The sequence below is a fragment of the Gibbsiella greigii genome (assembly GCF_039540155.1).
GTDB classification, from domain to species: Bacteria; Pseudomonadota; Gammaproteobacteria; order Enterobacterales; family Enterobacteriaceae; genus Gibbsiella; species Gibbsiella quercinecans.
In genome coordinates this window covers 155,007-177,735 of sequence record NZ_BAABEM010000003.1, presented here as the reverse complement: position 1 = coordinate 177,735, position 22,729 = coordinate 155,007, and the positions used below count along the sequence as shown (strand labels likewise).

Below are 22,729 nucleotides of genomic sequence, written 5' to 3'. Positions count from 1 at the left end.
GCCGAACTCAGAAGTGAAACGCCGTAGCGCCGATGGTAGTGTGGGGTCTCCCCATGCGAGAGTAGGACACTGCCAGGCATCAAACCCAGTGAAAAGCCCCGTACTTGCGTACGGGGCTTTTTGCGTTCGCGTTGGGCTATGTATCGGCGCGGTATAGGCTATTATGATGGGGCCGGCCTGCGTTGGCAGGAAGAAAAAACATTCCGAATCTATAATAGGTAGTTATTATTTATTTACGGATAAAGGGTATTTCCTAATAGATCGTCGATGTTTTTTTATAGTAATCAATATCTGGAATACTTACTTAGTACCTATTGATTATCTATATACCCCAAATCGATAAATAGCATACACATATTTTTGTATCACATTGATTATATTATATATTTTTATTAATCTGTATCTTGTAAATAGCACTCTGAAAAATCCCTTGCATTAAAATAACGGCGAAGAAAAACAAATAATAGCTATCAACGTTAAATTGAGTAGACTAGGTATAATTTATTCCGTAAGGGTATCTAACGTTATGCATACTGAAAGCGCGTCTTTGAAGGACTACAATACTTTTGCGCTCCCGGTTAACGCAGCGCAATTGGTGATTGCCGAGACTATCGAACAGATGATTAAGGTCTGGCAACAGACCCAGAAACGTCAGCAGCCACTGCTGATCCTCGGTGAGGGCAGTAATGTCCTGTTCCTGGAGGATTTTGCCGGTACTGTGATGGTCAATGCGCTTAAGGGCATCACCATCCAGGAGCAGGCGGATGCATGGCACCTGCACGTCAGCGCCGGGGAAAATTGGCACCAGTTGGTGAGACAAACGTTAGATGCAGAGATTCCTGGCCTGGAAAACCTGGCATTGATCCCTGGCAGAGTCGGCTCTGCACCTATTCAGAATATCGGTGCTTACGGTATTGAACTGAAAGATGTCTGCGAATATGTTGATCTCTTGGATCTCAACACAGGCGCTATCGATCGCATGAGCGTAGCGCGCTGTGGCTTCGGTTACCGTGAAAGCGTGTTCAAGCACCAGTTCAAACTGGGTTACATCATCGTGGGCGTTGGGTTGCGTTTAAACAAGCAGTGGCGCCCACTGCTGAATTATGGCGATCTCACCAAGTTGGATCCACATTCGGTGACGCCACACCAGGTATTCGAAGCCGTGTGTCAAATGCGCCAGAGTAAGCTGCCTGACCCTCGCGTAACCGGCAATGCCGGGAGCTTCTTTAAAAACCCGTTGGTCAGCAAAGAGCAGGCGCAACGTCTACTGAGCGAATACCCTGGCATGCCGCACTATCCACAGGCCAGTGGCCAGGAGAAGTTGGCGGCGGGTTGGCTCATTGATCAGTGTGCCCTAAAGGGGCAGCAGATTGGCGGCGCTGCGGTGCACAGCAAGCAAGCATTGGTACTGGTGAACCAGGATAGCGCCTCCAGTCAGGATGTAGTGGCGCTGGCGCGCCATGTACGCAACACCGTGGCTGAAAAGTTTGCCGTATGGCTGGAGCCAGAAGTCCGCTTTATCGGTGCATCAGGCGAGGTGGATGCCCTGGAGATCCTGTCATGAAAGATACAACGGTACCGTTAAAGCTGATTGCGTTGCTTGCGGACGGCAGTTTTCATTCCGGTGAACATCTGGGTGAAGCGCTGGGGATGAGCCGCGCAGCCATCAATAAACACATTCAGACGATCCGTGAGTGGGGGTTGGATGTCTTTACCGTGCCGGGTAAAGGGTATAGTTTGCCTGCACCAATTCAATTGCTTGATGCAGAGCGTATTACCCACCTTTTGGATGAGCAGCGTATTACCGTGCTGCCGGTTGTAGACTCCACGAACCAGTATCTGCTGGATCGTATCGCCGAATTGCAATCCGGCGATGCCTGCGTAGCAGAATATCAGCAGGCAGGCCGTGGCCGCCGTGGGCGCCGTTGGGTGTCGCCGTTTGGCGCTAACCTGTACCTTTCGATGTTTTGGCGGCTTGAACAGGGCCCAGCAGCCGCGATCGGCCTGAGCCTGGTGATTGGTATTGTGATGGCGGAGACTCTGCAGCGCCTTGGGGCGGAAAACGTGCGGGTAAAATGGCCGAACGATCTTTATCTAAACGATCGTAAACTGGCCGGCATCTTAGTTGAATTAACCGGGAAAACCGGCGATGCGGCACAGTTGGTGATCGGCGCAGGGATTAATCTGGCGATGCGGGATACCCACACGATTGACCAAGGCTGGATCAACCTGCAGGAAGCCGGGATTGATATCGATCGTAACGAACTCACGGCCACGTTGCTCAATGAGTTACGCCGCACGCTACCGCAGTTTGAACAACAGGGGCTGGCTCCGTTCATCGCCCGTTGGCGGCAATTGGATAATTTTAACGATCGTCCGGTTAAGTTGTTGATTGGCGAGCAGCAGATTTTTGGTATTGCACGCGGCATCGATCAGCAAGGAGCGCTGCTGTTGGAACAGAATGGCGTAATAAAGCCATTTATCGGCGGGGAAATATCGTTGCGCAGCGCGCAGTAACAATAAATACAATAGGGGGGCAAACCCCCCTATTGCTGTTGTGCAAACAGTGCTGCTATACAGTCAGCGCCGCTATTTTCGCAGGCGAACGCTCTCTACCGCATGGTTGGCGCTTTTTGTCATGATGAGGCTGGCCCGCTCACGGGTGGGGAGAATATTCTGTTTTAAATTCAAACCATTAATCTCATTCCATAAACCGGTGGCAATATTGATGGCTTTGGCCTCCGGCAATTTGGCATAGTTATGGAAATAAGAGTTCGGGTTTGAAAATGCACCCTGGCGGAATTTCAGGAAACGGTTGATATACCAGGTTTGCAATAAGTCTTCCGGTGCATCGACGTATATAGAAAAATCGACAAAATCGGACACAAATACGTGATGCGGATCGTGAGGGTAATCCATCCCGCTCTGCAACACATTTAATCCTTCCAAAATAAGAATATCTGGCTGTTCAATGACTTTATTGCCATCGGTGACGATATCGTAAATAAGGTGTGAATACACCGGTGCCGTAACGCGTTTGGCGCCTGATTTCACTTCAGAAACAAATTTTACCAGGCTATGCATATCATACGATTGCGGGAAGCCTTTTTTCTTCATTAGCCCGCGTTCGTTGAGCACCTTATTGGGATGCAGAAAGCCATCGGTGGTAATCAACTCAACGGTGCGGTGCTCCGGCCAGCGGCTGAGCAGCGCCTGCAACAGGCGCGCCGTGGTGCTTTTCCCAACGGCGACGCTGCCTGCTATACCAATGATGTAAGGGATTTTTTGCCCATCGGTACCCAAAAATTGCTCAAGCACAGCCTGCCGGCGCAGATTAGAACTGATATAAAAGTTCAGCAAGCGCGATAGCGGCAAATAAATTTGCGCGACTTCATCCAAAGAAAGATCTTCGTTAATGCCACGGAGCTTAACGATCTCAGCTTCCGAAAGGGTGAGCGGAACTGAATCCCGCAGCGCGGCCCACTGGGTACGATTGAACTGTAAGTAAGGCGTCGCTAAAGATTGATCTCTTTTTATCATAAGCTAAATTCTGCCTGGTTACGCACGTTGGAAGCGGCGCCGAACGCCAACGCCAGATAATAAATAAGCTGCATATTATAGACAGCTTGCTTTTTGGCGTAGACTTTTTTCTTACATATTGTCTATACCCAAGATAATTCGAGTTGCAGCCAACAAACCTGCAACTTGACATATGACGGGTATATTCGCAGGAAAGTCGCCAGTGGCAATAGGCGGAAGGGGCTGGATAGGGGCGGTATCATGGCAGGCGATACCGCCTGGCGGTTAGCTGGCAATCGCGTGTGAAGGCTGGTTGACCGCAAACAGCCGTTTGTAATAAATCACCGTGGGATGGTAATAGCCATCGGGAGAGGCCGCGTAATCAGGCAACTCCCCCAGGCAGCGGTAGCCAAGCGATCGATACAGGCCCTCTGCGGCGCAACCGGCTTGAGTATCCAGATAGAGCAGCCCTCGCCGGTGTTGCAATGCAGCTTGTTCCAGCGTTTTCATCAGCGCGTGCCCCACGCCGTTGCGGCGGGCGCGGCTGTGAACCAGCAACTTGCGCACTTCCGCTCGGTTGCGGCCATTGGGTTTTTGGCACAGTTCGAGCTGTACGGTACCGATGACGCCACTTTGATCCCGGGCGATCCATAACAGCAGTTCTCCCTTCGCCAGAGCAGGGCGCAGGCTGTGGAAGTAGCTTTCTGCATCTTCATGCGGGATCTGGGTATCGTAACCGACGGATGCGCCATGGGTAATGGCATCGGTTAGCAACTGTGCCAGCTCGTTCCGATAAATGGGAAGCGTGGCGGCATTGATAGAGACTATTTTCATCGGCTATTCCTCCTGGGCTACGGGGGTAACTACGTTATGCAAGATTTGCGCCAATAGGCTAATTGACTGAAGCTAACGCGATTGGGCATCAAATAGGCGGAATGAGTGCGCTGCCGGCGGGCAAACTCACTGTTGTGGTGCAGCGTTGTTGCGCATATTTTGCTCTACGACGCAGCGAAAAGATCGAACGCCAGCGAAAGCTGGCAGGTAAGAAAACAGGCAATCTATGTATAAAATCACATTAAATGATTCATGTAACGGGTCGATCTTTACTCATTTTGGGTAGTAATTTGCCAGAGAGTACGCAAATTTGGCTGATTTATGAGCGAAAGTTCGCGAGACGCAATTTTTTTGTTGCATAGGTCGTCCGCTCTACCTAGAATGCGCTGCACTTGATGCCGGCATAGCTCAGTTGGTAGAGCAACTGACTTGTAATCAGTAGGTCCCGAGTTCGACTCTTGGTGCCGGCACCATTCAAGTTTAAGCAACAAAAAAATCTGGTGGGGTTCCCGAGCGGCCAAAGGGAGCAGACTGTAAATCTGCCGTCACAGACTTCGAAGGTTCGAATCCTTCCCCCACCACCAATTCAACGTTAGCGATAACGTTACACCAAAGCGGATTGCTACATTGTCCACTTTGGGGAAGGTGAGAACCTTCGACAAGGTTCGAGTCGAGCAGCGCGAGACAACGTGCGCAGCACGGCCCGAAGGGTGAGGAGCGAAGCGACGAATAATCCTTCCCCCACCACCAATTCAACGTTAGCGATAACGTTACACCAAAGTGGGTTGCTGCATTGTTCACTTTGGCGGAGGCGAAAGTCTTCGGCACATGCAAAACGGTGTAAAATATTCTACGCTGTTCGGCATGAAAGGCGTGGAGCAAAGCGTATACCGTCCTTCTCCAGCCTCTCGTTTTACAGAAAAATCAGGTAGCCGAGTTCCAGGATGCGGGCATCGTATAATGGCTATTACCTCAGCCTTCCAAGCTGATGATGTGGGTTCGATTCCCACTGCCCGCTCCAAGATGTGCTGATATAGCTCAGTTGGTAGAGCGCACCCTTGGTAAGGGTGAGGTCGGCAGTTCGAATCTGCCTATCAGCACCACTTCCTTGTTTTCTCGCCCCCTGATTTTCTTTCTGTTCTGGATTCAGCAAGCATATGCTTGGTTGATGTGGTGATACCACCGATTTATCCGTGTCTTAGAGGGACAATCGATGTCTAAAGAAAAGTTTGAACGTACAAAACCGCACGTTAACGTCGGTACTATCGGCCACGTTGACCATGGTAAAACAACGCTGACCGCCGCTATCACTNGCGATAAGCAGTTTTGCAGGTATCGAAAGATACCGCGTGAAAGAATCGGTGGAGCGGTAGTTCAGTTGGTTAGAATACCTGCCTGTCACGCAGGGGGTCGCGGGTTCGAGCCCCGTCCGTTCCGCCACCCTATTTAGGGGCGTAGTTCAATTGGTAGAGCACCGGTCTCCAAAACCGGGTGTTGGGAGTTCGAGTCTCTCCGCCCCTGCCAAATTAAAAACCCTTTGCGCAAGCAAAGGGTTTTTTGCTTTCTGCATTCCGATCTTTTTCCCCTACCAAAATACTGGCAATCAGCGCCTCGCTAATCCTCGCCACATGGTTTTTTTGAATAGGTTTACAGCGAGCGCTATACCCGCCAGAAGTGGATACAGACGTTTTAAGCGCAGATTATAGCAATACTTTACCGTGAGCTTAAAAACCGGTTACAGCGTTATGCGTCGACGGTATTTAAAGGTATTTTCAGCAACTGACGGATCAACGGTTGATGATCGCTGTTTTGTAGCCAAACGGCATACAAGGGGCGGACGATTGCCGGTATATCTGCATCCACAGCCAACTGGGGGTAGTCTTTTTCCCATTGATCAGGCAGAAAAGCGCAGCCGCCGGTGGTTTCCAGAAGCTGCCGCGTCAAATGTGCTGATGTCGTGGTGAGGATAGGAACATTATCTTCCCCCAACATGCGGCTCTCCTGCTGATGAAAATCCGCGCCCCATTCCAGCTTGATATATGGGCGTGGGGAGTCGCTACCGCTCTGAGCGCTGGAAAATAACCGCAGGGAAAAGCTGCCGAGCAGTTGGCTGGCCAGTTCGTCCATCTTTGGGGGCTCGGTGGTGATCAATAAATCCAACTGCCTCTCATGCAACTGTTTGACCAACGACTGTCTTAAAGCCACCCGGGCCTCCAACTGGAGGGTTCCCTGCTGCTGGTATAGCGTTTGTAGCCAGGGCGTCAGGTAGGCCTCCCACAGCGATGCGGTTGCGCCAATAGAGAGCTCCGTATGCTGCAGTGAACGCACCACCTCTTTTTTGGCCAGTTGCCACGTATTGATCAGGTTCTCTGCATAGGGCAGTAGTCGCTCTCCGGCCGAGGTTAGGCGAATATTGTTGCGATGCCGAGTGAATAAATTTGCACCTAGTTGATTTTCCAACTGACGGATACGGAAACTGACCGCAGACTGTGTCAGGTACAGGGATTCGGCGGCCCGGCCAAAGTGACGCGTTCTACTGACCTCCAAAAAGGTTTTCAGTAATTCGGTATCCACACCCATCTCCAAAAATTTTTGTCGTTAAGATTTAAATGTTTTGTTTTACACAATGTCAAGCCTATCTAATACTCCGCGCCATAAACAGCACGGCCATAAGAGAATTAGGAGCGTGTCAGATGGCGGAAAGCTTCACTACGAGCAATCGTTTTTTTGATAACAAACACTATCCTCGCGGGTTTTCCCGTCACGGCGATTTCACCATTAAAGAAGCGCAATTGCTAGAGCGCTTCGGGTATGCGTTCAACGAGTTGGACTCGGGGAAACGCCAGCCTGCCACAGAAGAAGAACAGCTGTTTGTGGCGGTATGCCGTGGGGAGCGTGAACCGGCGACTGAGCAGGAAAGAGTCTGGTCTAAATATCTGGCGCGTACTCGCCGCCCGAAAAAATTCCATACCCTTTCAGGAGGTAAACCGCAGGCGGATGTGGTGGAAGACTACACCGAAAGCGACGATTAATCCGATGGGGCCTTTGGCCCCATTTTCATTCCATGCTGTTATGCAATTGCTGCAGTAGGCGATCCATCCGGCGGTAGCTTAGTGCCTCGCTCAGGTGCGGTCTGCTAATCGCTTCTGCATTAGCCAGATCTGCCAAGGTGCGGGCCACTTTCAGGAGCCGCTGCCACGCACGCACGGAAAGCCCCAGTTTGCTCAGCGTGTCTTCCAGATACTGGGCGTCTTCGTCACTGAGCCGGCAGTGTTGCTCCACTTCACGATTATTCAGTAACGCATTAACCTTGCCTGCCCGGTTAAGTTGCCTTTCACGCGCCGTGAGCACCCGTTGCCTGATTTGCCTGCTGCTTTCGCCGGAACTTGGTTGCTTGCTTAACATACCGGGTGGCAACAGCGGCATTTCAATCGATAGATCAAAGCGATCGAGAAACGGCCCGGAGAGCCTGCTGAGATAGCGTAGGATCTGCTGCGGCGGCGTTCGGTTGTGTATCCCCTGATAGTGTCCGGTAGGGCTGGGGTTCATGGCGGCAATCAATTGGACGCGTGCAGGAAAGCGCACCTTGGCGTTAGCACGCGAGATGATAATTTCACCCGACTCCAGCGGTTCGCGAAGGGCGTCCAGCACCCGGCGTTCAAATTCCGGCAGTTCGTCCAGGAACAGCACGCCATTGTGCGCCATAGAGATTTCACCTGGCCGCGGCAGCGATCCCCCGCCGACCAGCGCCACCATTGAGGCGCTATGGTGCGGGGCGCGAAACGGCCGCTGGCGCCACGGCAGCGCACTGTCTGAATGTGCCGATAGGCTGGCGACGGCGATGCTTTCCAGTGCTTCCTGATCGGTCAGGGGCGGCAGCAGGCCGTTGAGACGGCTGGCGAGCATGGTCTTACCGGTGCCAGGGGGGCCCAGCAGCAACAGGTTATGCCCGCCGGCCGCGGCGATCTCCAGCGCGCGTTTGGCTTGCTCCTGGCCGATGATTTCCCGCATATCCGCTTTTTCTTCCGGCATATCGCCAGCCGCCGCAGGGATAGCGACAGGAAGTTCGCCCTTGCCCTGCAAAAATGCGCAGACTTCCAGCAAATGCCTGGCAATGCGCGCTCCACCCTGTGGAATGAGCCCAACCTCATTACCGTTATCCTCCGACAATACCAGTTCACGCTTGGCGGCGGCGGATGCCAGGGCGGCCGGTATGGCGCCGTTTACCCCGCGTATGCCCCCGGACAATGCCAATTCACCCAGGAACTCGTAGCGCGCCAGCGTATCGCCGGGGATCTGTGACGAAGCGGCGAGTATCGCCAGTGCGATCGGCAAATCATAGCGGCCCCCTTCTTTGGGGAGATCGGCCGGCGCCAGGTTGACGGTAATGCGCTTGGCCGGGAAGGTGAAACCGTTATTCAGCAAGGCGCTGCGCACCCGATCGCGCGCTTCCTTGACGGCGGTTTCCGGCAACCCGACCAACACCAGGCCGGGCAACCCGTTGCTGATATGCACTTCAATGGTGACTAGCGGCGCCTGAACGCCGATTGAGGCGCGGGTATAGGTGACGGCCAATGACATGGTGACCTCCTTGCTTGGGGGCCACATGATGGCGCTGGAGAGCGAGCGATACGAGCAACGGTTAGCCATCCTGCGTGGTGTATCGCAGTTAACACACATGATTTCAACCCGTTGTATTTTTTCTGCGCACAGGCTCGGCCTACCCGGCAATACCTCCTAACAATTACGCAAACGCCGCAACAAATTAGCCGGCTAATCAAGTTGCAACCGGAAGGTTAATGGGTGTATTTAACAAATGGTTAAAATAAAAATCAGTTAATTAACATAAGTGCGGCGGTGGCCGTGCGTTTTCCTGTGCGGCAGCCGCCCAAACCTCACTACCTCGTACTCTACGATAGGGATAACGTTATGTTTGGTTGGAGCCCACTACAACGTAATGCTGCCGTCGCCAGTTTTTTAAGCTGGACGCTGGATGCCTTTGATTTTTTCGTCCTGGTCTTTCTGCTTAGCGATATTGCGCAGGCTTTCCAGGTTGGTATGGAAGAAGTGACGTTGGCTATTTTGCTGACGTTGGCAGTACGGCCAATCGGCGCATTGCTTTTTGGCCGCGCAGCGGAAAAGTATGGCCGCAAACCGATATTGATGCTGAATATCGTGTTCTTCTCGATGTTTGAGTTACTCTCCGCCGCGGCCCCTTCGCTGATGGTGTTTTTAGCGCTGCGGGTGCTGTACGGCATCGCCATGGGGGGGATCTGGGGGGTGGCGTCGTCACTGGCGATGGAAACCATACCGGATCGCTCGCGCGGATTGATGTCAGGGATTTTTCAGGCCGGTTATCCGTTTGGCTATCTGCTGGCGGCAGTCGCCTATGGCCTGTTGTTCGATGTGGTCGGGTGGCGCGGCATGTTTGTGATTGGCGCGGCACCCATTCTGCTGTTGCCGTTTATCTACTACTGCGTACAGGAGTCGCCGGTGTGGCTGGCGGCGCGTGAACGCAAGGAAAGCACGGCGTTGTTGCCCGTTCTGAAGAGCCATTGGAAGCTGTGTATTTATCTGGTGCTGCTGATGGCCGCCTTCAATTTCTTTTCCCATGGCACGCAGGATCTTTATCCGGCGTTTCTGAAAATCCAGCACGGTTTTGAGCCTAAAGTCGTGAGCATCATTGCCGTCAGCTACAACGTTGCCTCAATCATCGGTGGGATTTTCTTTGGCACGCTGTCGGAAAAAATTGGGCGCAAGAAGGCGATTATCATTGCGGCCCTGTTGGCGTTGCCGGTGATACCGCTGTGGGCCTTTTCCAGCGGATCGCTGACGTTGGGGGTCGGGGCTTTCCTGATGCAGTTCATGGTGCAGGGGGCATGGGGGGTGATACCGACTTATCTCAACGAGCTGGTGCCGGCGAATACCCGGGCGGTACTGCCGGGCTTTGTCTATCAACTGGGGAATTTGCTTGCGTCGGTGAATGCCACCTTGCAGGCGGCGATTGCCGAAAGCCATGGGCATAACTATGGGTTAGCAATGGCGCTGGTTGCGGGAACGGTAGCGATCGTGATTGCGGTGCTGGTCTTTTTTGGCAAGGATACGCGCGGTAAAACCATCTCGGGCACTGTCAGTTCGCCGGGAATGCGTGCAACTTACTGAAATAGATATTCTTTGTGTGAAAATTGTTCGCTAGATGCCTAATAGTTTCGTAAAAAAAGAGTTGTCATGCCATAGCTGACTATGATAACTCTGTATGCATCAGTTCAAAGTAAACACAACGAACAACCCAATTATGAAAGCGTTTGCCCAAGTGATTAGCCTAGTCGTGATTAGCGTGGTGGTGATTATTATCCCACCGTGCGGGGCTGCATTTGGACGAAAAATGGCTTAAAACCAAGCCGAAGTCGCAAAAGAACCCCCGCACCGAAAGGTCTGGGGGTTTTTTATTGGCAAGAGAAAATGTACTGAGGAAGACAAAAAAATGAAAAATACACCAAAATCCTTCAGCTATCGAAGTAAGACGGGGAAGTAATCATGACGGGCGCTCAGTGGGTAGTACAAGCGTTGCGTGCGCAGAATGTGGATACCGTGTTTGGATATCCGGGTGGCGCGATTATGCCGGTATACGATGCGTTATATGATGGTGGTGTGGAGCACCTGCTGTGCCGCCATGAACAGGGCGCTGCCATGGCGGCCATTGGTTATGCTCGCGCGACTGGGAAAGTCGGCGTATGCATCGCCACTTCCGGGCCCGGCGCCACTAACCTGATCACCGGGCTGGCTGATGCCTTGTTGGATTCGGTTCCCGTGGTTGCCATTACAGGTCAGGTAGGGTCACAGCTTATTGGCACAGATGCTTTTCAGGAGATCGATGTTCTTGGCCTGTCTTTGGCCTGTACCAAACACAGTTTTCTGGTGGAGTCGTTGGAGGCGTTGCCCGGCATTATCGCCGAAGCCTTTGCCATCGCCAGCAGCGGCCGTCCTGGCCCGGTACTGATTGATATCCCGAAAGACATCCAATTGGCGCAGGGGGATTTGCTCCCGCAGCTGTTGCCGGTGGAAAGCGAACCGGAATGCCCGGCAGAAGCGTTGGCCGAAGCCAAAGCCCTGCTGGCGCAGGCGCAGAAACCGATGTTATACATCGGCGGCGGCGTGGGGATGGCCCGGGCGGTGCCGGCGCTGCGTGAATTCATCGCTGCGACTCAGATCCCAAGCGTTGTTACCTTGAAAGGATTAGGTGCACCGGAGGCCGATCACCCGTATTATCTCGGCATGCTGGGTATGCACGGCACCAAGGCGGCGAACCTGGCCGTGCAGGCGTGCGATTTGCTGGTTGCCGTCGGCGCGCGTTTTGACGACCGCGTGACCGGCAAACTGAATGCTTTTGCGCCGAACGCCAAAGTGATCCACATGGATATCGATCCTGCGGAAATGAACAAATTGCGCCAGGCGCATGTTGCGCTGCAGGGCGATCTGAAGGCCATTCTGCCGGCCTTGCAACAGCCGCTGAATATTGCGCCCTGGCAACGGCAGATCGCTGAATTGAAAGAAACCCATACTTGGCGTTATGATCATCCCGGCCAACCCATTTATGCCCCGCTGTTTCTGAAGCAGCTTTCCGAGCGTATGCCTGCCGATACCGTTGTGACGACCGATGTGGGTCAGCACCAGATGTGGACTGCCCAGCATATGACCTTCGACCGCCCGGAGAACTTCATCACCTCCAGCGGCCTTGGCACGATGGGCTTTGGCGTTCCGGCAGCGGTAGGGGCGCAAATGGCGCGGCCGGAGGATATGGTTATCTGCGTGTCGGGCGACGGGTCGTTTATGATGAATATTCAAGAGCTGGGCACCATAAAACGAAAACGGTTACCGTTGAAAATCGTTTTACTGGACAACCAGCGTTTAGGGATGGTTCGCCAGTGGCAACAACTGTTTTTTGATGGCCGTTACAGCGAAACCAACCTCTCCGATAACCCCGACTTCTTGATATTGGCCTCTGCCTTCGGCATTCCCGGCCAACGCATTACCCGCAAAGACCAGGTCGCAGAAGCACTCGATGCTTTACTCAACAGCGAAGGCCCTTATCTGTTGCAGGTCGCCATTGATGAACTTGAAAACGTTTGGCCGTTAGTACCCCCGGGCGCGGGCAACGAAACCATGTTGGAGAAAGTATCATGATGCAGCATCAACTCTCGATCCAGGCCCGCTTCCGCCCTGAAATGTTAGAACGCGTGTTACGCGTGGTGCGCCATCGCGGTTTTCAGGTCTGCGCCATGAACATGGTTTCAGCGGCGAATACCGACAACATCAATATAGAATTGACCGTTGCCAGCCAACGCCCAGTGGATCTCCTGTCATCGCAATTAAAAAAGCTGATGGATGTCTCCTGCGTTGAAATACAGCAACAAACATCACAACAAATACGCGCCTGATGCGCGAGAAGGAAAAAACAATGACGAGTAAAGCCGATTATATATGGTTCAATGGCGAGATGGTTCCCTGGGCTGATGCGAAAGTGCACGTCATGTCGCACGCGCTGCATTACGGTACCTCAGTGTTTGAAGGGGTGCGCTGCTACGACTCCCACAGAGGCCCAGTGGTGTTCCGTCACCGTGAACATATGCAGCGCCTGCATGATTCCGCCAAAATCTACCGTATGCCGCTGGCGCAAAGCGTGGATGAGCTGATGGAAGCTTGCCGCGCTACGCTGCGTAAAAATAATCTGGTCAGCGCCTATATTCGTCCCCTGGTGTTTGTTGGTGATGTCGGCATGGGCGTTAACCCGCCGGAAGGTTACAAAACCGACGTGATTATCGCAGCGTTCCCGTGGGGCGCCTACCTGGGCGAAGACGCGCTGGATCAGGGCATTGATGCGATGGTCTCTTCTTGGCACCGCGCGGCGCCAAACACCATCCCAACGGCTGCCAAGGCCGGTGGTAACTACCTTTCCTCTCTGCTGGTGGGCAGCGAAGCGCGCCGCCACGGCTACCAGGAAGGCATTGCGCTGGACGTTCACGGTTATATCTCCGAAGGCGCAGGGGAAAACCTGTTCCAGGTGAAAGACGGCGTGTTGTTTACCCCGCCGTTTACCTCTTCCGCGCTGCCGGGGATTACCCGCGACGCGATTATCAAACTGGCGAAAGACCTGGGCTTTGAAATCCGTGAGCAGGTTCTGTCACGCGAATCGCTCTACCTGGCCGATGAAGTGTTTATGTCCGGCACTGCAGCGGAAATCACCCCGGTACGCAGCGTTGACGGCATCCAGGTTGGCATCGGCAAGTGCGGCCCAATCACCAAACAAATTCAGCAGGCGTTCTTTGGCCTGTTCACTGGCCAGACCGAAGACAAATATGGCTGGTTGGATCCGGTTAATCCGTAACAGATTCAATAAGACAGAAACAGATAAGCGGGCGGTTCGTTCGCCGCCCGACAAGCAGAATACATTGGAGTGAAAAGAGCATGCCTAAGTACCGTTCCGCCACCACCACCCACGGCCGTAATATGGCGGGTGCACGCGCATTGTGGCGCGCCACTGGGATGACCGACGCCGATTTCGGCAAGCCGATTATCGCGGTGGTCAACTCGTTTACCCAGTTTGTGCCGGGCCATGTACACCTGCGCGATTTGGGTAAACTGGTAGCCGAACAGATCGAAGCCTCCGGCGGTGTCGCGAAAGAGTTCAATACCATCGCGGTGGATGATGGTATCGCCATGGGGCACGGCGGCATGCTCTATTCTCTGCCGTCGCGCGAACTGATTGCCGATTCCGTGGAATACATGGTGAATGCCCACTGCGCCGATGCGATGGTGTGTATCTCCAACTGTGACAAAATCACCCCGGGGATGCTGATGGCGTCGCTGCGCCTGAATATCCCGGTCATTTTCGTTTCCGGTGGCCCAATGGAAGCCGGAAAAACCAAGCTTTCCAACCAACTGATCAAGCTCGATCTGGTCGACGCCATGATCCAGGGGGCAAACCCGAAAGTGAGCGACGCCGATAGCGAACAGATCGAACGTTCGGCTTGCCCAACCTGTGGTTCCTGCTCCGGCATGTTTACCGCCAACTCAATGAACTGCCTGACGGAAGCCCTGGGGCTGTCGCAGCCGGGCAATGGCTCCCTGCTGGCGACGCATGCCGATCGCAAGGCGCTGTTCCTGAATGCCGGTAAACGCATTGTTGAGCTGACCAAGCGCTACTACGAGCAGGATGATGAAAGCGCGCTGCCGCGTAATATCGCCACCAAGGCCGCATTTGAAAACGCCATGACGCTGGATATCGCCATGGGCGGTTCGACCAATACCGTGCTCCACCTGCTGGCTTCGGCGCAGGAAGGGGAAATCGATTTCACCATGGCCGATATCGACCGCCTGTCGCGCAAAGTTCCGCATCTGTGCAAAGTGGCGCCAAGCACCCAGAAATACCATATGGAAGATGTTCACCGTGCCGGCGGCGTGATCGGCATCCTCGGCGAGCTGGACCGTGCCGGGTTGCTGCACCGCGACGTGTGCAACGTATTGGGGCTGTCGTTGCCGCAAACGCTGGAGCGTTATGACGTGATGCAAACCAGCGATGAGGCAGTGAAAAAAATGTATGCCGCGGGCCCGGCGGGCATCCGTACCACCCAGGCATTCTCGCAAGATTGCCGCTGGGACTCGTTGGATACCGATCGCCAGGAAGGCTGTATCCGTACGCGTGAGCACGCTTACAGCCAGGACGGTGGTTTGGCGGTACTGTACGGCAACCTGGCGGAAGATGGTTGTATCGTTAAAACGGCCGGTGTGGATAAAGAGATCCTCACCTTCAGCGGCCCGGCAAAAGTGTACGAAAGCCAGGAAGACGCGGTAGACGCGATCCTCGGCGGAAAAGTCGTAGCGGGTGATGTGGTTGTGATCCGCTATGAAGGGCCGAAAGGCGGGCCAGGCATGCAGGAAATGCTCTATCCGACCACCTATCTGAAATCAATGGGGCTGGGTAAAGCCTGCGCGTTGATCACGGATGGGCGTTTCTCCGGCGGCACTTCCGGCCTGTCGATTGGCCATGCCTCCCCAGAAGCGGCCAACGGCGGTTTGATTGGTTTGGTGCAGGATGGCGACACCATCGAGATCGACATTCCCAACCGGGGTATTTCACTGGCGGTTGATGAGCAGGAACTGGCCGCCCGCCGTGAAGCCGAACTGGCGCGCGGCAGCGCGGCCTGGACGCCGAAAACCCGTCAGCGCCAGGTTTCTTTCGCGCTGCGTGCCTATGCCTCATTGGCGACCAGTGCCGATAAAGGCGCAGTACGTGACAAAAGCAAGCTGGGAGGCTAATCATGGCGGCGTCACAACCTCTACCCGCAGCCCCGTGTGGCGCGGAGTATTTGCGAGCGGTGCTCCGCTCGCCGGTTTACGAGGTGGCCCAGGTCACCCCGTTACAAACCATGGACAAGCTTTCTTCACGCTTGGGCAACACCATCCTGGTCAAACGGGAAGATCGGCAGCCGGTGCACAGTTTCAAGCTGCGCGGGGCGTACGCCATGATCGCCGGCCTGGATGAAGAACAGCGCTCGCGCGGTGTGATCACCGCATCCGCCGGCAACCATGCCCAGGGCGTGGCGATGTCGGGCAGCCGTCTGGGCATTAAAACCCTGATCGTGATGCCGGTCGCCACGGCGGATATCAAAGTGGATGCGGTGCGCGGTTTTGGCGGTGAAGTGCTGCTGCACGGCGCCAATTTCGATGAGGCCAAAGCCAAGGCGATCGAACTTTCCCAACAGCAGGGCATGACTTTCGTCCCGCCGTTTGATCACCCGGCGGTGATCGCCGGGCAGGGTACCCTGGCGATGGAACTGCTGCAGCAGGATTCGCACCTGGACCGGGTGTTCGTTCCGGTTGGCGGCGGCGGCTTGGCGGCCGGCGTTGCGGTGTTGATCAAACAACTGATGCCGCAAATTAAAGTGATCGGCGTGGAAGCGGAAGACTCCGCCTGCCTGCGGGCGGCGTTGGACGCCGGCGAACCGGTGGATCTGGCTCGCGTCGGGCTGTTTGCCGAAGGCGTGGCGGTGAAACGCATTGGCGATGAAACCTTCCGCCTGTGCCGTGAATACCTGGATGATGTGATCACGGTTGACAGCGACGCCATCTGCGCGGCGGTCAAAGATCTGTTTGAAGATGTGCGCGCCATTGCTGAACCGTCCGGCGCACTGGCGCTGGCCGGGATGAAAAAATACATCCAGCAGCACGGGATTCAGGGCGAGCGTCTGGCGCACGTGCTGTCAGGGGCCAACGTCAACTTCCACGGCCTGCGTTACGTTTCCGAACGTTGCGAGCTTGGGGAACACCGTGAAGCCTTACTGGCGGTGACTATCCCTGAACGCAAGGGCAGCTTCCTCAAGTTCTGCCACCTGCTGGGTGGGCGTGCGGTGACCGAATTCAACTACCGCTATGCCGATGCGGACAACGCCTGCATTTTTGTTGGCGTGCGCCTGACGCGCGGCTATGCCGAACGCCAGGAAATCATCACCGAGCTGGGCGCGGGCGGCTATCAGGTTGTGGATTTGTCTGATGATGAAATGGCCAAGCTGCATGTGCGTTATATGGTGGGCGGGCGGCCGACCAAGCCGTTGCATGAACGCCTGTATAGCTTTGAGTTCCCGGAATCCCCCGGTGCACTGCTTAACTTCTTGAACACGCTGGGCACGCACTGGAATATCTCGCTGTTCCATTATCGCAGCCACGGCACGGACTTCGGCCGCGTGTTGGCCGGGTTTGAGTTGACGCAGAGTGAGCCGGAGTTTGAAAAACACCTGACGGCATTGGGTTATGAGTGTCACGATGAAACAAATAACCCGGCGTTCCGTTTCTTCCTGCAAGGATAAGGCAAGGCAATGGCGCAGCAGTTTACCGGTTTCAGCCAGCAAGGGTTGACCTTTTTGCAGCAGGTATGCCGCGAAAACGACAAGGAGTGGTTTGAGGCCAACCGTGGCGTGTATGAACGTGAATTGCTGGCGCCGTTCCGTGCGCTGGTGGATCAACTGGCGCCGGCGATGTTGGCGATTGATCCGCAGTTTGAAACGCGGCCCGCCATCGGGAAAACGCTGTCGCGTATTCATCGCGATACGCGTTTTTCACACGATAAGTCGCGCTACCGCAGCCGCCTGTGGCTGACGTTTAAGCGGCCAAGCAAGGACTGGAAGGATGCGCCGGCGTACTTTTTTGAAATCGGCCCCGACATGTTGCGCTATGGGCTGGGGTATTACAGCGCCAACAAGGCCACGATGGATCTGTTCCGCCATACGTTGCAACGCCGGCCGCAGCAGTTTCTGGCGGTGGCGCAATGCTGCCAGCCGCCGTTTGAGCTGGTTGGCGAGCGTTATAAACGCCTGCTGGTGAAGGATTTGGCCGAGGAGCTGTCAACCTGGTATCACCGCAAGTCTTTTGCCGTGATGGTGACGGATCCCCAGGTTGAGAAAGCGTTCAGCGCCACGCTGCCGGCCAGCCTGGCGCAGGGCTTCCAACAGCTTGCTCCGCTTTATGACTGGCTGATGCAGGTTGAAGCCATGAAGCAGATCGATCCGGCCGACCTATGACAGCAACACATGCCAGAAGGCGTCGATCAGCGGATCGTTAAGGCGTTTTTTCTGCACGCAAACGCCCAGATCGAACGGCTCGACCATCGGTACGTGATCCAACTGCGACACGCGGTTGCGCACCGGTTCCGGGCTGTGTTCCAGCACCACGCTTGGGATTAGTGCGATGCCGCAGCCGAGCGCCACCATGGAAACGATCGCCTCGTGGCCGCTGACCGTAGCGTAAATCAGCGGGTTACTGATGCGCTGGCGGCGGAACCACAGATCAACGCGTTTTCGCGACGGGCCATACTCCGGCAGGATAAAGGGAATGCTGGCCCAGTCGGGCTGTTCGGCCAGCGCCTGGGTGCGCGCGGTGCAGGGGAGCGCCGGCACGATAAGCTCCATCGGAATATCGCCGATTTTGGTGAACTCGATGCTGCCGGGCAGGGTTTCCGGGCGGCCAGCCAGGCCGAGATCGGCTTCGCTGGACTGGACTTTATCGACCGCATCGGCGGCATCGCCGGTGGTCAGTTTAATTTCGACCAGCGGATGCTGCGCGCGGAAGCGGTCAAGAATCGGCGGCAGGTGGCTATAAGCGGCCGTCACCGAACAAAATACCCGCAGCTCGCCGCTGAGTGAGGGGCCGTGTTGGCCGATCGCGTGCTTCAACTGTTGATACTGCAACAGCGTTTGCTGGGCAAAGGTTTTCAGCTGTTCGCCCGCGTCGGTTAATTGCACGGTGCGGTTATCGCGCAGAAATAACGGTTGCCCGAGGCCTTCCTCCAACCGTTGGATCTGCCGGGAAAGCGTGGATGGGCTGACGTGCGTCGCCTTGGCGGTGCGGCCGAAGTGATGGCTTTCGGCAAGATGTAAGAACAGCTTTAAATCACGCAAATCCATATCGGTATGCTCGCAGCAGGTATGTTGCAGAAATTGCAATATAGCGTTCTTAATATATCAATTTAAGCAACGCATTTCCTGTTATACATTGAGCTCAACGTATCTCCGTACAGACAGGACGGGATAGTGAAAATAACATCGATCTCTCGTATCGACACAACATTAAAACTGGAGTACCACCATGGCTAATTATTTCAACACATTGAACCTGCGCCAGCAGTTGGCGCAATTGGGTAAGTGTCGCTTTATGGCGCGTGAAGAATTTGCGGATGAGGCAAACTACCTGAAAGGTAAAAAAGTGGTGATTGTCGGCTGTGGCGCCCAGGGCCTGAACCAAGGGCTGAACATGCGCGATTCGGGCCTGGATATCTCCTACGCCCTGCGTAAAGCAGCGATCGAAGAAAAACGCCCTTCATGGCGCAAAGCGACCGAGAATGGTTTCACCGTCGGCACCTATGAAGACCTGATCCCGCAGGCGGATCTGGTGGTTAACCTGACGCCGGACAAACAGCACTCTGCGGTCGTGCGTGCGGTACAACCGCTGATGAAAAAAGGTTCTGCGCTGGGCTATTCCCACGGTTTCAACATCGTTGAAGTTGGCGAGCAGATTCGTAAAGACATTACGGTGGTCATGGTGGCGCCAAAATGTCCTGGTACTGAAGTGCGTGAAGAATACAAACGTGGTTTCGGCGTGCCGACCCTGATCGCGGTTCACCCGGAAAACGATCCGCAGGGTGAAGGTATGGCAATCGCCAAAGCATGGGCGGCAGCCACCGGCGGCCACCGTGCCGGCGTTCTGGAATCCTCCTTCGTGGCTGAAGTGAAGTCTGACCTGATGGGTGAGCAGACGATTCTGTGCGGTATGCTGCAGGCGGGTTCTCTGCTGTGCTTTGACAAGCTGGTGGCTGAAGGCACCGATCCGGCCTATGCGGAAAAACTGATTCAGTACGGTTGGGAAACCGTGACCGAAGCGCTGAAACAGGGCGGTATCACCCTGATGATGGATCGCCTGTCCAACCCGGCCAAGCTGCGCGCTTACGCGCTGTCTGAACAGCTGAAAGGCATTATGGCGCCGCTGTTCCAAAAACACATGGACGACATTATCTCTGGCGCCTTCTCCAGCGGCATGATGGCCGACTGGGCGGAAGACGATGTGAAACTGCTGACCTGGCGTGAAGAAACCGGTAAAACCGCGTTTGAAAATGCGCCGCAGTTCGAAGGAAAAATCGGTGAGCAGGAATACTTCGACAACGGCGTGCTGATGATTGCAATGGTGAAAGCGGGCGTTGAACTGGCCTTCGAAACCATGGTGTCTTCCGGCATTATCGAAGAATCCGCTTACTATGAATCGCTGCACGAGCTGCCGCTGATTGCCAACACCATCGCGCGTAAACGCCTGTATGAGATGAACGTGGTTATCTCTGATACGGCGGAATACGGTAACTACCTGTTTGCCAACGCTGCGGTGCCGTTGCTGAAAGATTTCATGAATACCCTGCAGGCGGGCGATCTGGGCAAGGCCGTTGCGGCTACCGCCGTTGACAATGCGCAACTGCGTGATGTGAATGAAGCGGTGCGTAATCACCCAATCGAAGCCATTGGCCGCAAACTGCGTGGCTACATGACGGACATGAAACGTATCGCCGTGGCAGGTTAATACCCGCCATACCAACAGGGCCCAGCATGCTGGGCCCTTTTTTTATCTCTATTTTACTGTGGGTGATACCGGCATGGCGGCCTGCGGGATAATGGCGCCACGATGCTGGATGACCGCGCTGGCGGTGAGGTGGCCACGTTGCGCCGCGGCTTCCGCGCTGCCGCCGGCCAGACGCACTGCCAGATAGCCCGCGCCGAAGGAATCGCCTGCCGCCGTGGTATCCACCACTTTCTCTGCCGGGAGTTTTACTGCCGGCACGTCATAGGTCGCCCCGTCGCCGGTGAATATCAGGCAAGACTCTGCGCCGCGTTTGATGACGATTTCGTTGACACCGTAACCCTGGGTGCGCGCCACCACCTGTTGCACAGGCTGTTTGCCCCATAGAAGGTCTTCATCATCCAACGTCAGGAAGGCGATATCGGTACAGGAAAGTACGCTCTGGTAGGCGTCTTGGGCCTCTGCCTTGTTGGCCCACAGGCGCGGGCGGTAGTTATTGTCAAAGATCACCTTGCCGCCATTGGCGCGGCATTGCCGCAGCATGTTGAACAGCTTCTGGCGGCTGGCCGGTGCGAGGATCGCAATGCTAATGCCGCTCAGATAAAGGTAATCGAATTGCGCCAGCGTGTCGCACAACGCCTCTGCCGTTGGGCTGTCCAGCCAGTAACGCGCTGCGGCATCGTTACGCCAATAATAGAACGTGCGCTCACCCGTGGCGTCGGTTTCGATCACGTATAACCCCGGCAGTTTGTTTTCCAGCCGTTGAATCAGCGTGGTGTCCACCTTTTCTTGCTGCCAGGCCCGCAGCATGTCATTGCTGAAACTGTCGGTGCCAAGGGCGGTGACATAATGCACCGCCAATGCCTGTTCTGGCACCTGCCGGGCCGTGTATACGGCGGTATTGAGCGTGTCGCCACCAAAGCCACGGTGCAGAACCGTACCGCTTTGTGACAGTTCAATCATGCATTCGCCGATGATGGCGAGCTTTTTGCGCGTCATGATAACCCCTGGTGTGAAGAAAAGTGATGGATGAAATATCGTCTAGTCTCAACACTGGGTCGCGGCGAGTCAATAAAAATAAAACGTTGTTTTATTTTTATATTGGGAGCGGGAAATGCACGATTTCCCGTTAATTAAGCTAGGGGGGGCTTATTTGGCGGCTTTGGCTGCGGCGCGCAGATCGGTGACGGCCTGCCCACTAATTCCCCAGTTATCGGTTTCTACCTCGTCAATGACCACGACCGTGGTTGCGGGGTTTTTCCCCAGGGTATCAACCAAAAGCTGCGTTACGCCGGCGATCAGCTGTTTTTTTTGTTCGGGCGTGGCGCCTTCGCGGGTGATCTTGATGTTGACGTAGGGCATGGTATTTCTCCGCATTGATTATTGGTGTTGCTATTAACTGTAGCGGTTTTTCTGTGTGCCAGGCGCCCTGAATGAATCATTGAAACTTATGGCGCCGGGTTCAGCACGGTGCAACGGTGGTCTTGAATCTCTTCGGCGGAAGCGAGCGTATATGGCAACAGGCTCAAATGGGTTGCCAACAGCAGAAAATCACCGCCTGGCAGTTCCGTCATGGCCAGGCCGTAGTGGCCCATGTTGTCACGTGCGCCTTCAACGCCCTGGGCCAACAGATGAAACGCCCCTGCCTGCGCCAGCTCACTGGGGCTGACGCGGCGCATCAGGTAATCGTGCCCCATGAGCCCGCCCGGCAGCGGTTGCCATTGCTTGCCGACATTGCCCGCCACCTGCGCCAGCTGGGTTTTTACCTCGGGTTGTAAGCAGGAAATATGGATATGCAGCTGGTTCTGCGTGCGGCCATATTCAGAATTTATCGCCAGCGAGATATTCCCGTCATCAATTGGCTTGCCGTACTTATCGGCCATCAAGTGGCGGGCCTGCCATGCCAGAGCAAAGAAGTTTGGCGCGTTCGGCTCCAGCAGAAGTGGGCTTTCGATTCCGGTGATTTTGCGAATGGGGATCAGCAAATATTGGAGCGGGCCGTTGCGATCCTTCAGCAGCACAACGCCTTGTTGTTCATCCGCCTGGGCGCAGGGTGCTGGGCTATGGTTTTTTTGCTGATTGGGCAGGCACTGCTGGCTGACGATATGCCACAAGGCATCAGGGTGGGAGGGTTTTAGCCAGGCATAGCCTGCGTATATGATTGCAGCTAATACTAAGAGAGTAATGAGCACGGTCAATATACGGCGCAACGTCATTATGGTAATCCGTTAATGATTTAAAATAATAAGATATCCGTCATCTTCAA

General features: G+C 54.8%; 20 protein-coding genes, 6 tRNA genes, 1 rRNA gene, 1 other RNA gene and 1 pseudogene. 21 read left to right on the top strand and 8 right to left on the bottom strand.

The annotated features are described in order from the left end of the window. The 3 genes from rrf to birA all read left to right on the top strand — a co-directional run. A 5S ribosomal RNA gene (gene rrf, locus AC559G_RS00865) occupies positions 1-78 on the top strand; the annotation flags it as partial. A gap of 448 nt (positions 79-526) precedes the next feature. Next, positions 527-1,564, top strand: a complete 1,038-nt coding sequence (gene murB / locus AC559G_RS00860) for a UDP-N-acetylmuramate dehydrogenase (RefSeq protein ID WP_498910536.1) — start codon at positions 527-529, stop codon at positions 1,562-1,564. Beyond that, a complete protein-coding gene (birA, locus tag AC559G_RS00855; protein WP_498910534.1) occupies positions 1,561-2,517 on the top strand; it encodes a bifunctional biotin--[acetyl-CoA-carboxylase] ligase/biotin operon repressor BirA in 957 nt (318 codons plus the stop codon). Before murB ends, birA begins: the two co-directional genes overlap by 4 nt. Positions 2,518-2,589: 72 nt before the next feature. On the opposite strand, the gene coaA is transcribed toward birA, so the two are convergent. Both coaA and AC559G_RS00845 read right to left on the bottom strand, forming a co-directional pair. Beyond that, on the bottom strand, positions 2,590-3,540 hold the full coding sequence (gene coaA, locus AC559G_RS00850; protein ID WP_498910532.1) for a nucleoside/nucleotide kinase family protein: 951 nt from the start codon (positions 3,538-3,540) through the stop codon (positions 2,590-2,592). A gap of 264 nt (positions 3,541-3,804) precedes the next feature. Then, on the bottom strand, positions 3,805-4,353 hold the full coding sequence (locus AC559G_RS00845; RefSeq protein WP_498910530.1) for a GNAT family N-acetyltransferase: 549 nt from the start codon (positions 4,351-4,353) through the stop codon (positions 3,805-3,807). A 397-nt stretch (positions 4,354-4,750) separates the two neighbouring features. Between AC559G_RS00845 and AC559G_RS00840 the strand changes: the two genes are divergently transcribed. From AC559G_RS00840 to AC559G_RS00805, 8 genes and pseudogenes are all read left to right on the top strand, one after another. Beyond that, positions 4,751-4,826 (top strand) — tRNA-Thr (locus AC559G_RS00840). Positions 4,827-4,852: 26 nt separating this feature from the next. Continuing rightward, positions 4,853-4,937 (top strand) — tRNA-Tyr (locus AC559G_RS00835). A 41-nt stretch (positions 4,938-4,978) separates the two neighbouring features. Then, positions 4,979-5,103, top strand: a non-coding RNA gene (locus AC559G_RS00830) — RtT sRNA. A 196-nt stretch (positions 5,104-5,299) separates the two neighbouring features. Beyond that, positions 5,300-5,374 (top strand) — tRNA-Gly (locus AC559G_RS00825). A gap of 6 nt (positions 5,375-5,380) precedes the next feature. Further along, a tRNA-Thr gene (locus tag AC559G_RS00820) sits at positions 5,381-5,456 on the top strand. Positions 5,457-5,566: 110 nt separating this feature from the next. After that, positions 5,567-5,668, top strand: a pseudogene (locus AC559G_RS00815) (GTP-binding protein); the annotation flags it as partial. Between the two features lie 48 nt (positions 5,669-5,716). Beyond that, positions 5,717-5,793 (top strand) — tRNA-Asp (locus AC559G_RS00810). Between the two features lie 8 nt (positions 5,794-5,801). Continuing rightward, a tRNA-Trp gene (locus AC559G_RS00805) sits at positions 5,802-5,877 on the top strand. Positions 5,878-6,096: 219 nt separating this feature from the next. Here AC559G_RS00805 and hdfR read toward each other — a convergent pair. Beyond that, on the bottom strand, positions 6,097-6,927 hold the full coding sequence (gene hdfR / locus AC559G_RS00800; RefSeq protein WP_462616383.1) for an HTH-type transcriptional regulator HdfR: 831 nt from the start codon (positions 6,925-6,927) through the stop codon (positions 6,097-6,099). A gap of 119 nt (positions 6,928-7,046) precedes the next feature. Between hdfR and AC559G_RS00795 the strand changes: the two genes are divergently transcribed. Continuing rightward, entirely contained in the window at positions 7,047-7,385 is a 339-nt protein-coding gene (locus AC559G_RS00795; protein ID WP_438597166.1) for a MaoP family protein, read from the top strand. A 25-nt stretch (positions 7,386-7,410) separates the two neighbouring features. Here AC559G_RS00795 and AC559G_RS00790 read toward each other — a convergent pair whose 3' ends face one another. Next, the gene (locus tag AC559G_RS00790; RefSeq protein ID WP_498910528.1) at positions 7,411-8,934 is read right to left on the bottom strand and encodes a YifB family Mg chelatase-like AAA ATPase; all 1,524 of its coding nucleotides are present in this window, start codon (positions 8,932-8,934) and stop codon (positions 7,411-7,413) included. 348 nt (positions 8,935-9,282) lie between these two features. On the opposite strand from AC559G_RS00790, the gene AC559G_RS00785 reads away from it, so the two are divergent. The 8 genes from AC559G_RS00785 to AC559G_RS00750 all read left to right on the top strand — a co-directional run bounded on the left by AC559G_RS00785 (position 9,283) and on the right by AC559G_RS00750 (position 17,927). Continuing rightward, the gene (locus AC559G_RS00785; RefSeq protein WP_121555827.1) at positions 9,283-10,515 is read left to right on the top strand and encodes an MFS transporter; all 1,233 of its coding nucleotides are present in this window, start codon (positions 9,283-9,285) and stop codon (positions 10,513-10,515) included. Between the two features lie 133 nt (positions 10,516-10,648). Further along, entirely contained in the window at positions 10,649-10,747 is a 99-nt protein-coding gene (ilvL, locus tag AC559G_RS00780) for an ilv operon leader peptide (protein WP_095849018.1), read from the top strand. A 143-nt stretch (positions 10,748-10,890) separates the two neighbouring features. Next, positions 10,891-12,537, top strand: a complete 1,647-nt coding sequence (gene ilvG, locus AC559G_RS00775) for an acetolactate synthase 2 catalytic subunit (RefSeq protein WP_498910526.1) — start codon at positions 10,891-10,893, stop codon at positions 12,535-12,537. Further along, entirely contained in the window at positions 12,534-12,791 is a 258-nt protein-coding gene (ilvM, locus tag AC559G_RS00770) for an acetolactate synthase 2 small subunit (protein WP_498910524.1), read from the top strand. The genes ilvG and ilvM overlap by 4 nt, the downstream gene beginning before the upstream one ends. A 20-nt stretch (positions 12,792-12,811) precedes the next feature. Further along, positions 12,812-13,738: a branched-chain amino acid aminotransferase gene (locus tag AC559G_RS00765; RefSeq protein WP_498910522.1), complete on the top strand. Its 927-nt coding sequence runs from the start codon at positions 12,812-12,814 to the stop codon at positions 13,736-13,738. Between the two features lie 80 nt (positions 13,739-13,818). After that, entirely contained in the window at positions 13,819-15,669 is a 1,851-nt protein-coding gene (ilvD, locus tag AC559G_RS00760; protein ID WP_438597171.1) for a dihydroxy-acid dehydratase, read from the top strand. A gap of 2 nt (positions 15,670-15,671) precedes the next feature. Then, positions 15,672-17,216, top strand: coding sequence for a threonine ammonia-lyase (ilvA, locus tag AC559G_RS00755; protein ID WP_498910519.1), 1,545 nt, complete (start codon positions 15,672-15,674; stop codon positions 17,214-17,216). A 9-nt stretch (positions 17,217-17,225) separates the two neighbouring features. Continuing rightward, the gene (locus AC559G_RS00750) at positions 17,226-17,927 is read left to right on the top strand and encodes a DUF2461 domain-containing protein (RefSeq protein ID WP_095846661.1); all 702 of its coding nucleotides are present in this window, start codon (positions 17,226-17,228) and stop codon (positions 17,925-17,927) included. Here AC559G_RS00750 and ilvY read toward each other — a convergent pair. Continuing rightward, complete coding sequence (gene ilvY, locus AC559G_RS00745) at positions 17,922-18,809, bottom strand: HTH-type transcriptional activator IlvY (RefSeq protein ID WP_095849019.1); 888 nt, start codon at positions 18,807-18,809, stop codon at positions 17,922-17,924. The two genes, AC559G_RS00750 and ilvY, sit on opposite strands and share 6 nt — an antisense overlap. 181 nt (positions 18,810-18,990) lie before the next feature. Between ilvY and ilvC the strand changes: the two genes are divergently transcribed. Then, positions 18,991-20,466, top strand: a complete 1,476-nt coding sequence (gene ilvC, locus AC559G_RS00740; RefSeq protein WP_498910517.1) for an NADP-dependent ketol-acid reductoisomerase — start codon at positions 18,991-18,993, stop codon at positions 20,464-20,466. A 48-nt stretch (positions 20,467-20,514) separates the two neighbouring features. Here the strand turns inward: ilvC and kdgK are convergent, their stop codons facing one another. From kdgK to AC559G_RS00725, 3 genes are all read right to left on the bottom strand, one after another. Further along, positions 20,515-21,462 (bottom strand): sugar kinase, encoded by a 948-nt coding sequence (kdgK, locus tag AC559G_RS00735; protein WP_498910515.1) that lies wholly within the window; start codon positions 21,460-21,462, stop codon positions 20,515-20,517. Positions 21,463-21,612: 150 nt separating this feature from the next. After that, entirely contained in the window at positions 21,613-21,825 is a 213-nt protein-coding gene (locus AC559G_RS00730) for a tautomerase family protein (protein WP_498910513.1), read from the bottom strand. Positions 21,826-21,911: 86 nt separating this feature from the next. Beyond that, positions 21,912-22,679, bottom strand: coding sequence for a CDP-diacylglycerol pyrophosphatase (locus tag AC559G_RS00725; protein ID WP_498910511.1), 768 nt, complete (start codon positions 22,677-22,679; stop codon positions 21,912-21,914). Between the last annotated feature and the right edge of the window lie 50 nt (positions 22,680-22,729).

What these genes read in the sequence shown, in the direction of transcription:
- AC559G_RS00730 (WP_498910513.1), bottom strand. Translation starts at nt 21,825, where the DNA reads ATGCCCTACGTCAACATCAAGATCACCCGCGAAGGCGCCACGCCCGAA.
- ilvY (WP_095849019.1), bottom strand. Translation starts at nt 18,809, where the DNA reads ATGGATTTGCGTGATTTAAAGCTGTTCTTACATCTTGCCGAAAGCCAT.
- coaA (WP_498910532.1), bottom strand. Translation starts at nt 3,540, where the DNA reads ATGATAAAAAGAGATCAATCTTTAGCGACGCCTTACTTACAGTTCAAT.
- ilvD (WP_438597171.1), top strand. Translation starts at nt 13,819, where the DNA reads ATGCCTAAGTACCGTTCCGCCACCACCACCCACGGCCGTAATATGGCG.
- AC559G_RS00750 (WP_095846661.1), top strand. Translation starts at nt 17,226, where the DNA reads ATGGCGCAGCAGTTTACCGGTTTCAGCCAGCAAGGGTTGACCTTTTTG.
- ilvM (WP_498910524.1), top strand. Translation starts at nt 12,534, where the DNA reads ATGATGCAGCATCAACTCTCGATCCAGGCCCGCTTCCGCCCTGAAATG.
- AC559G_RS00845 (WP_498910530.1), bottom strand. Translation starts at nt 4,353, where the DNA reads ATGAAAATAGTCTCTATCAATGCCGCCACGCTTCCCATTTATCGGAAC.
- birA (WP_498910534.1), top strand. Translation starts at nt 1,561, where the DNA reads ATGAAAGATACAACGGTACCGTTAAAGCTGATTGCGTTGCTTGCGGAC.
- AC559G_RS00725 (WP_498910511.1), bottom strand. Translation starts at nt 22,679, where the DNA reads ATGACGTTGCGCCGTATATTGACCGTGCTCATTACTCTCTTAGTATTA.
- AC559G_RS00785 (WP_121555827.1), top strand. Translation starts at nt 9,283, where the DNA reads ATGTTTGGTTGGAGCCCACTACAACGTAATGCTGCCGTCGCCAGTTTT.
- ilvC (WP_498910517.1), top strand. Translation starts at nt 18,991, where the DNA reads ATGGCTAATTATTTCAACACATTGAACCTGCGCCAGCAGTTGGCGCAA.
- AC559G_RS00795 (WP_438597166.1), top strand. Translation starts at nt 7,047, where the DNA reads ATGGCGGAAAGCTTCACTACGAGCAATCGTTTTTTTGATAACAAACAC.
- ilvL (WP_095849018.1), top strand. Translation starts at nt 10,649, where the DNA reads ATGAAAGCGTTTGCCCAAGTGATTAGCCTAGTCGTGATTAGCGTGGTG.
- ilvA (WP_498910519.1), top strand. Translation starts at nt 15,672, where the DNA reads ATGGCGGCGTCACAACCTCTACCCGCAGCCCCGTGTGGCGCGGAGTAT.
- ilvG (WP_498910526.1), top strand. Translation starts at nt 10,891, where the DNA reads ATGACGGGCGCTCAGTGGGTAGTACAAGCGTTGCGTGCGCAGAATGTG.
- AC559G_RS00765 (WP_498910522.1), top strand. Translation starts at nt 12,812, where the DNA reads ATGACGAGTAAAGCCGATTATATATGGTTCAATGGCGAGATGGTTCCC.
- kdgK (WP_498910515.1), bottom strand. Translation starts at nt 21,462, where the DNA reads ATGACGCGCAAAAAGCTCGCCATCATCGGCGAATGCATGATTGAACTG.
- murB (WP_498910536.1), top strand. Translation starts at nt 527, where the DNA reads ATGCATACTGAAAGCGCGTCTTTGAAGGACTACAATACTTTTGCGCTC.
- AC559G_RS00790 (WP_498910528.1), bottom strand. Translation starts at nt 8,934, where the DNA reads ATGTCATTGGCCGTCACCTATACCCGCGCCTCAATCGGCGTTCAGGCG.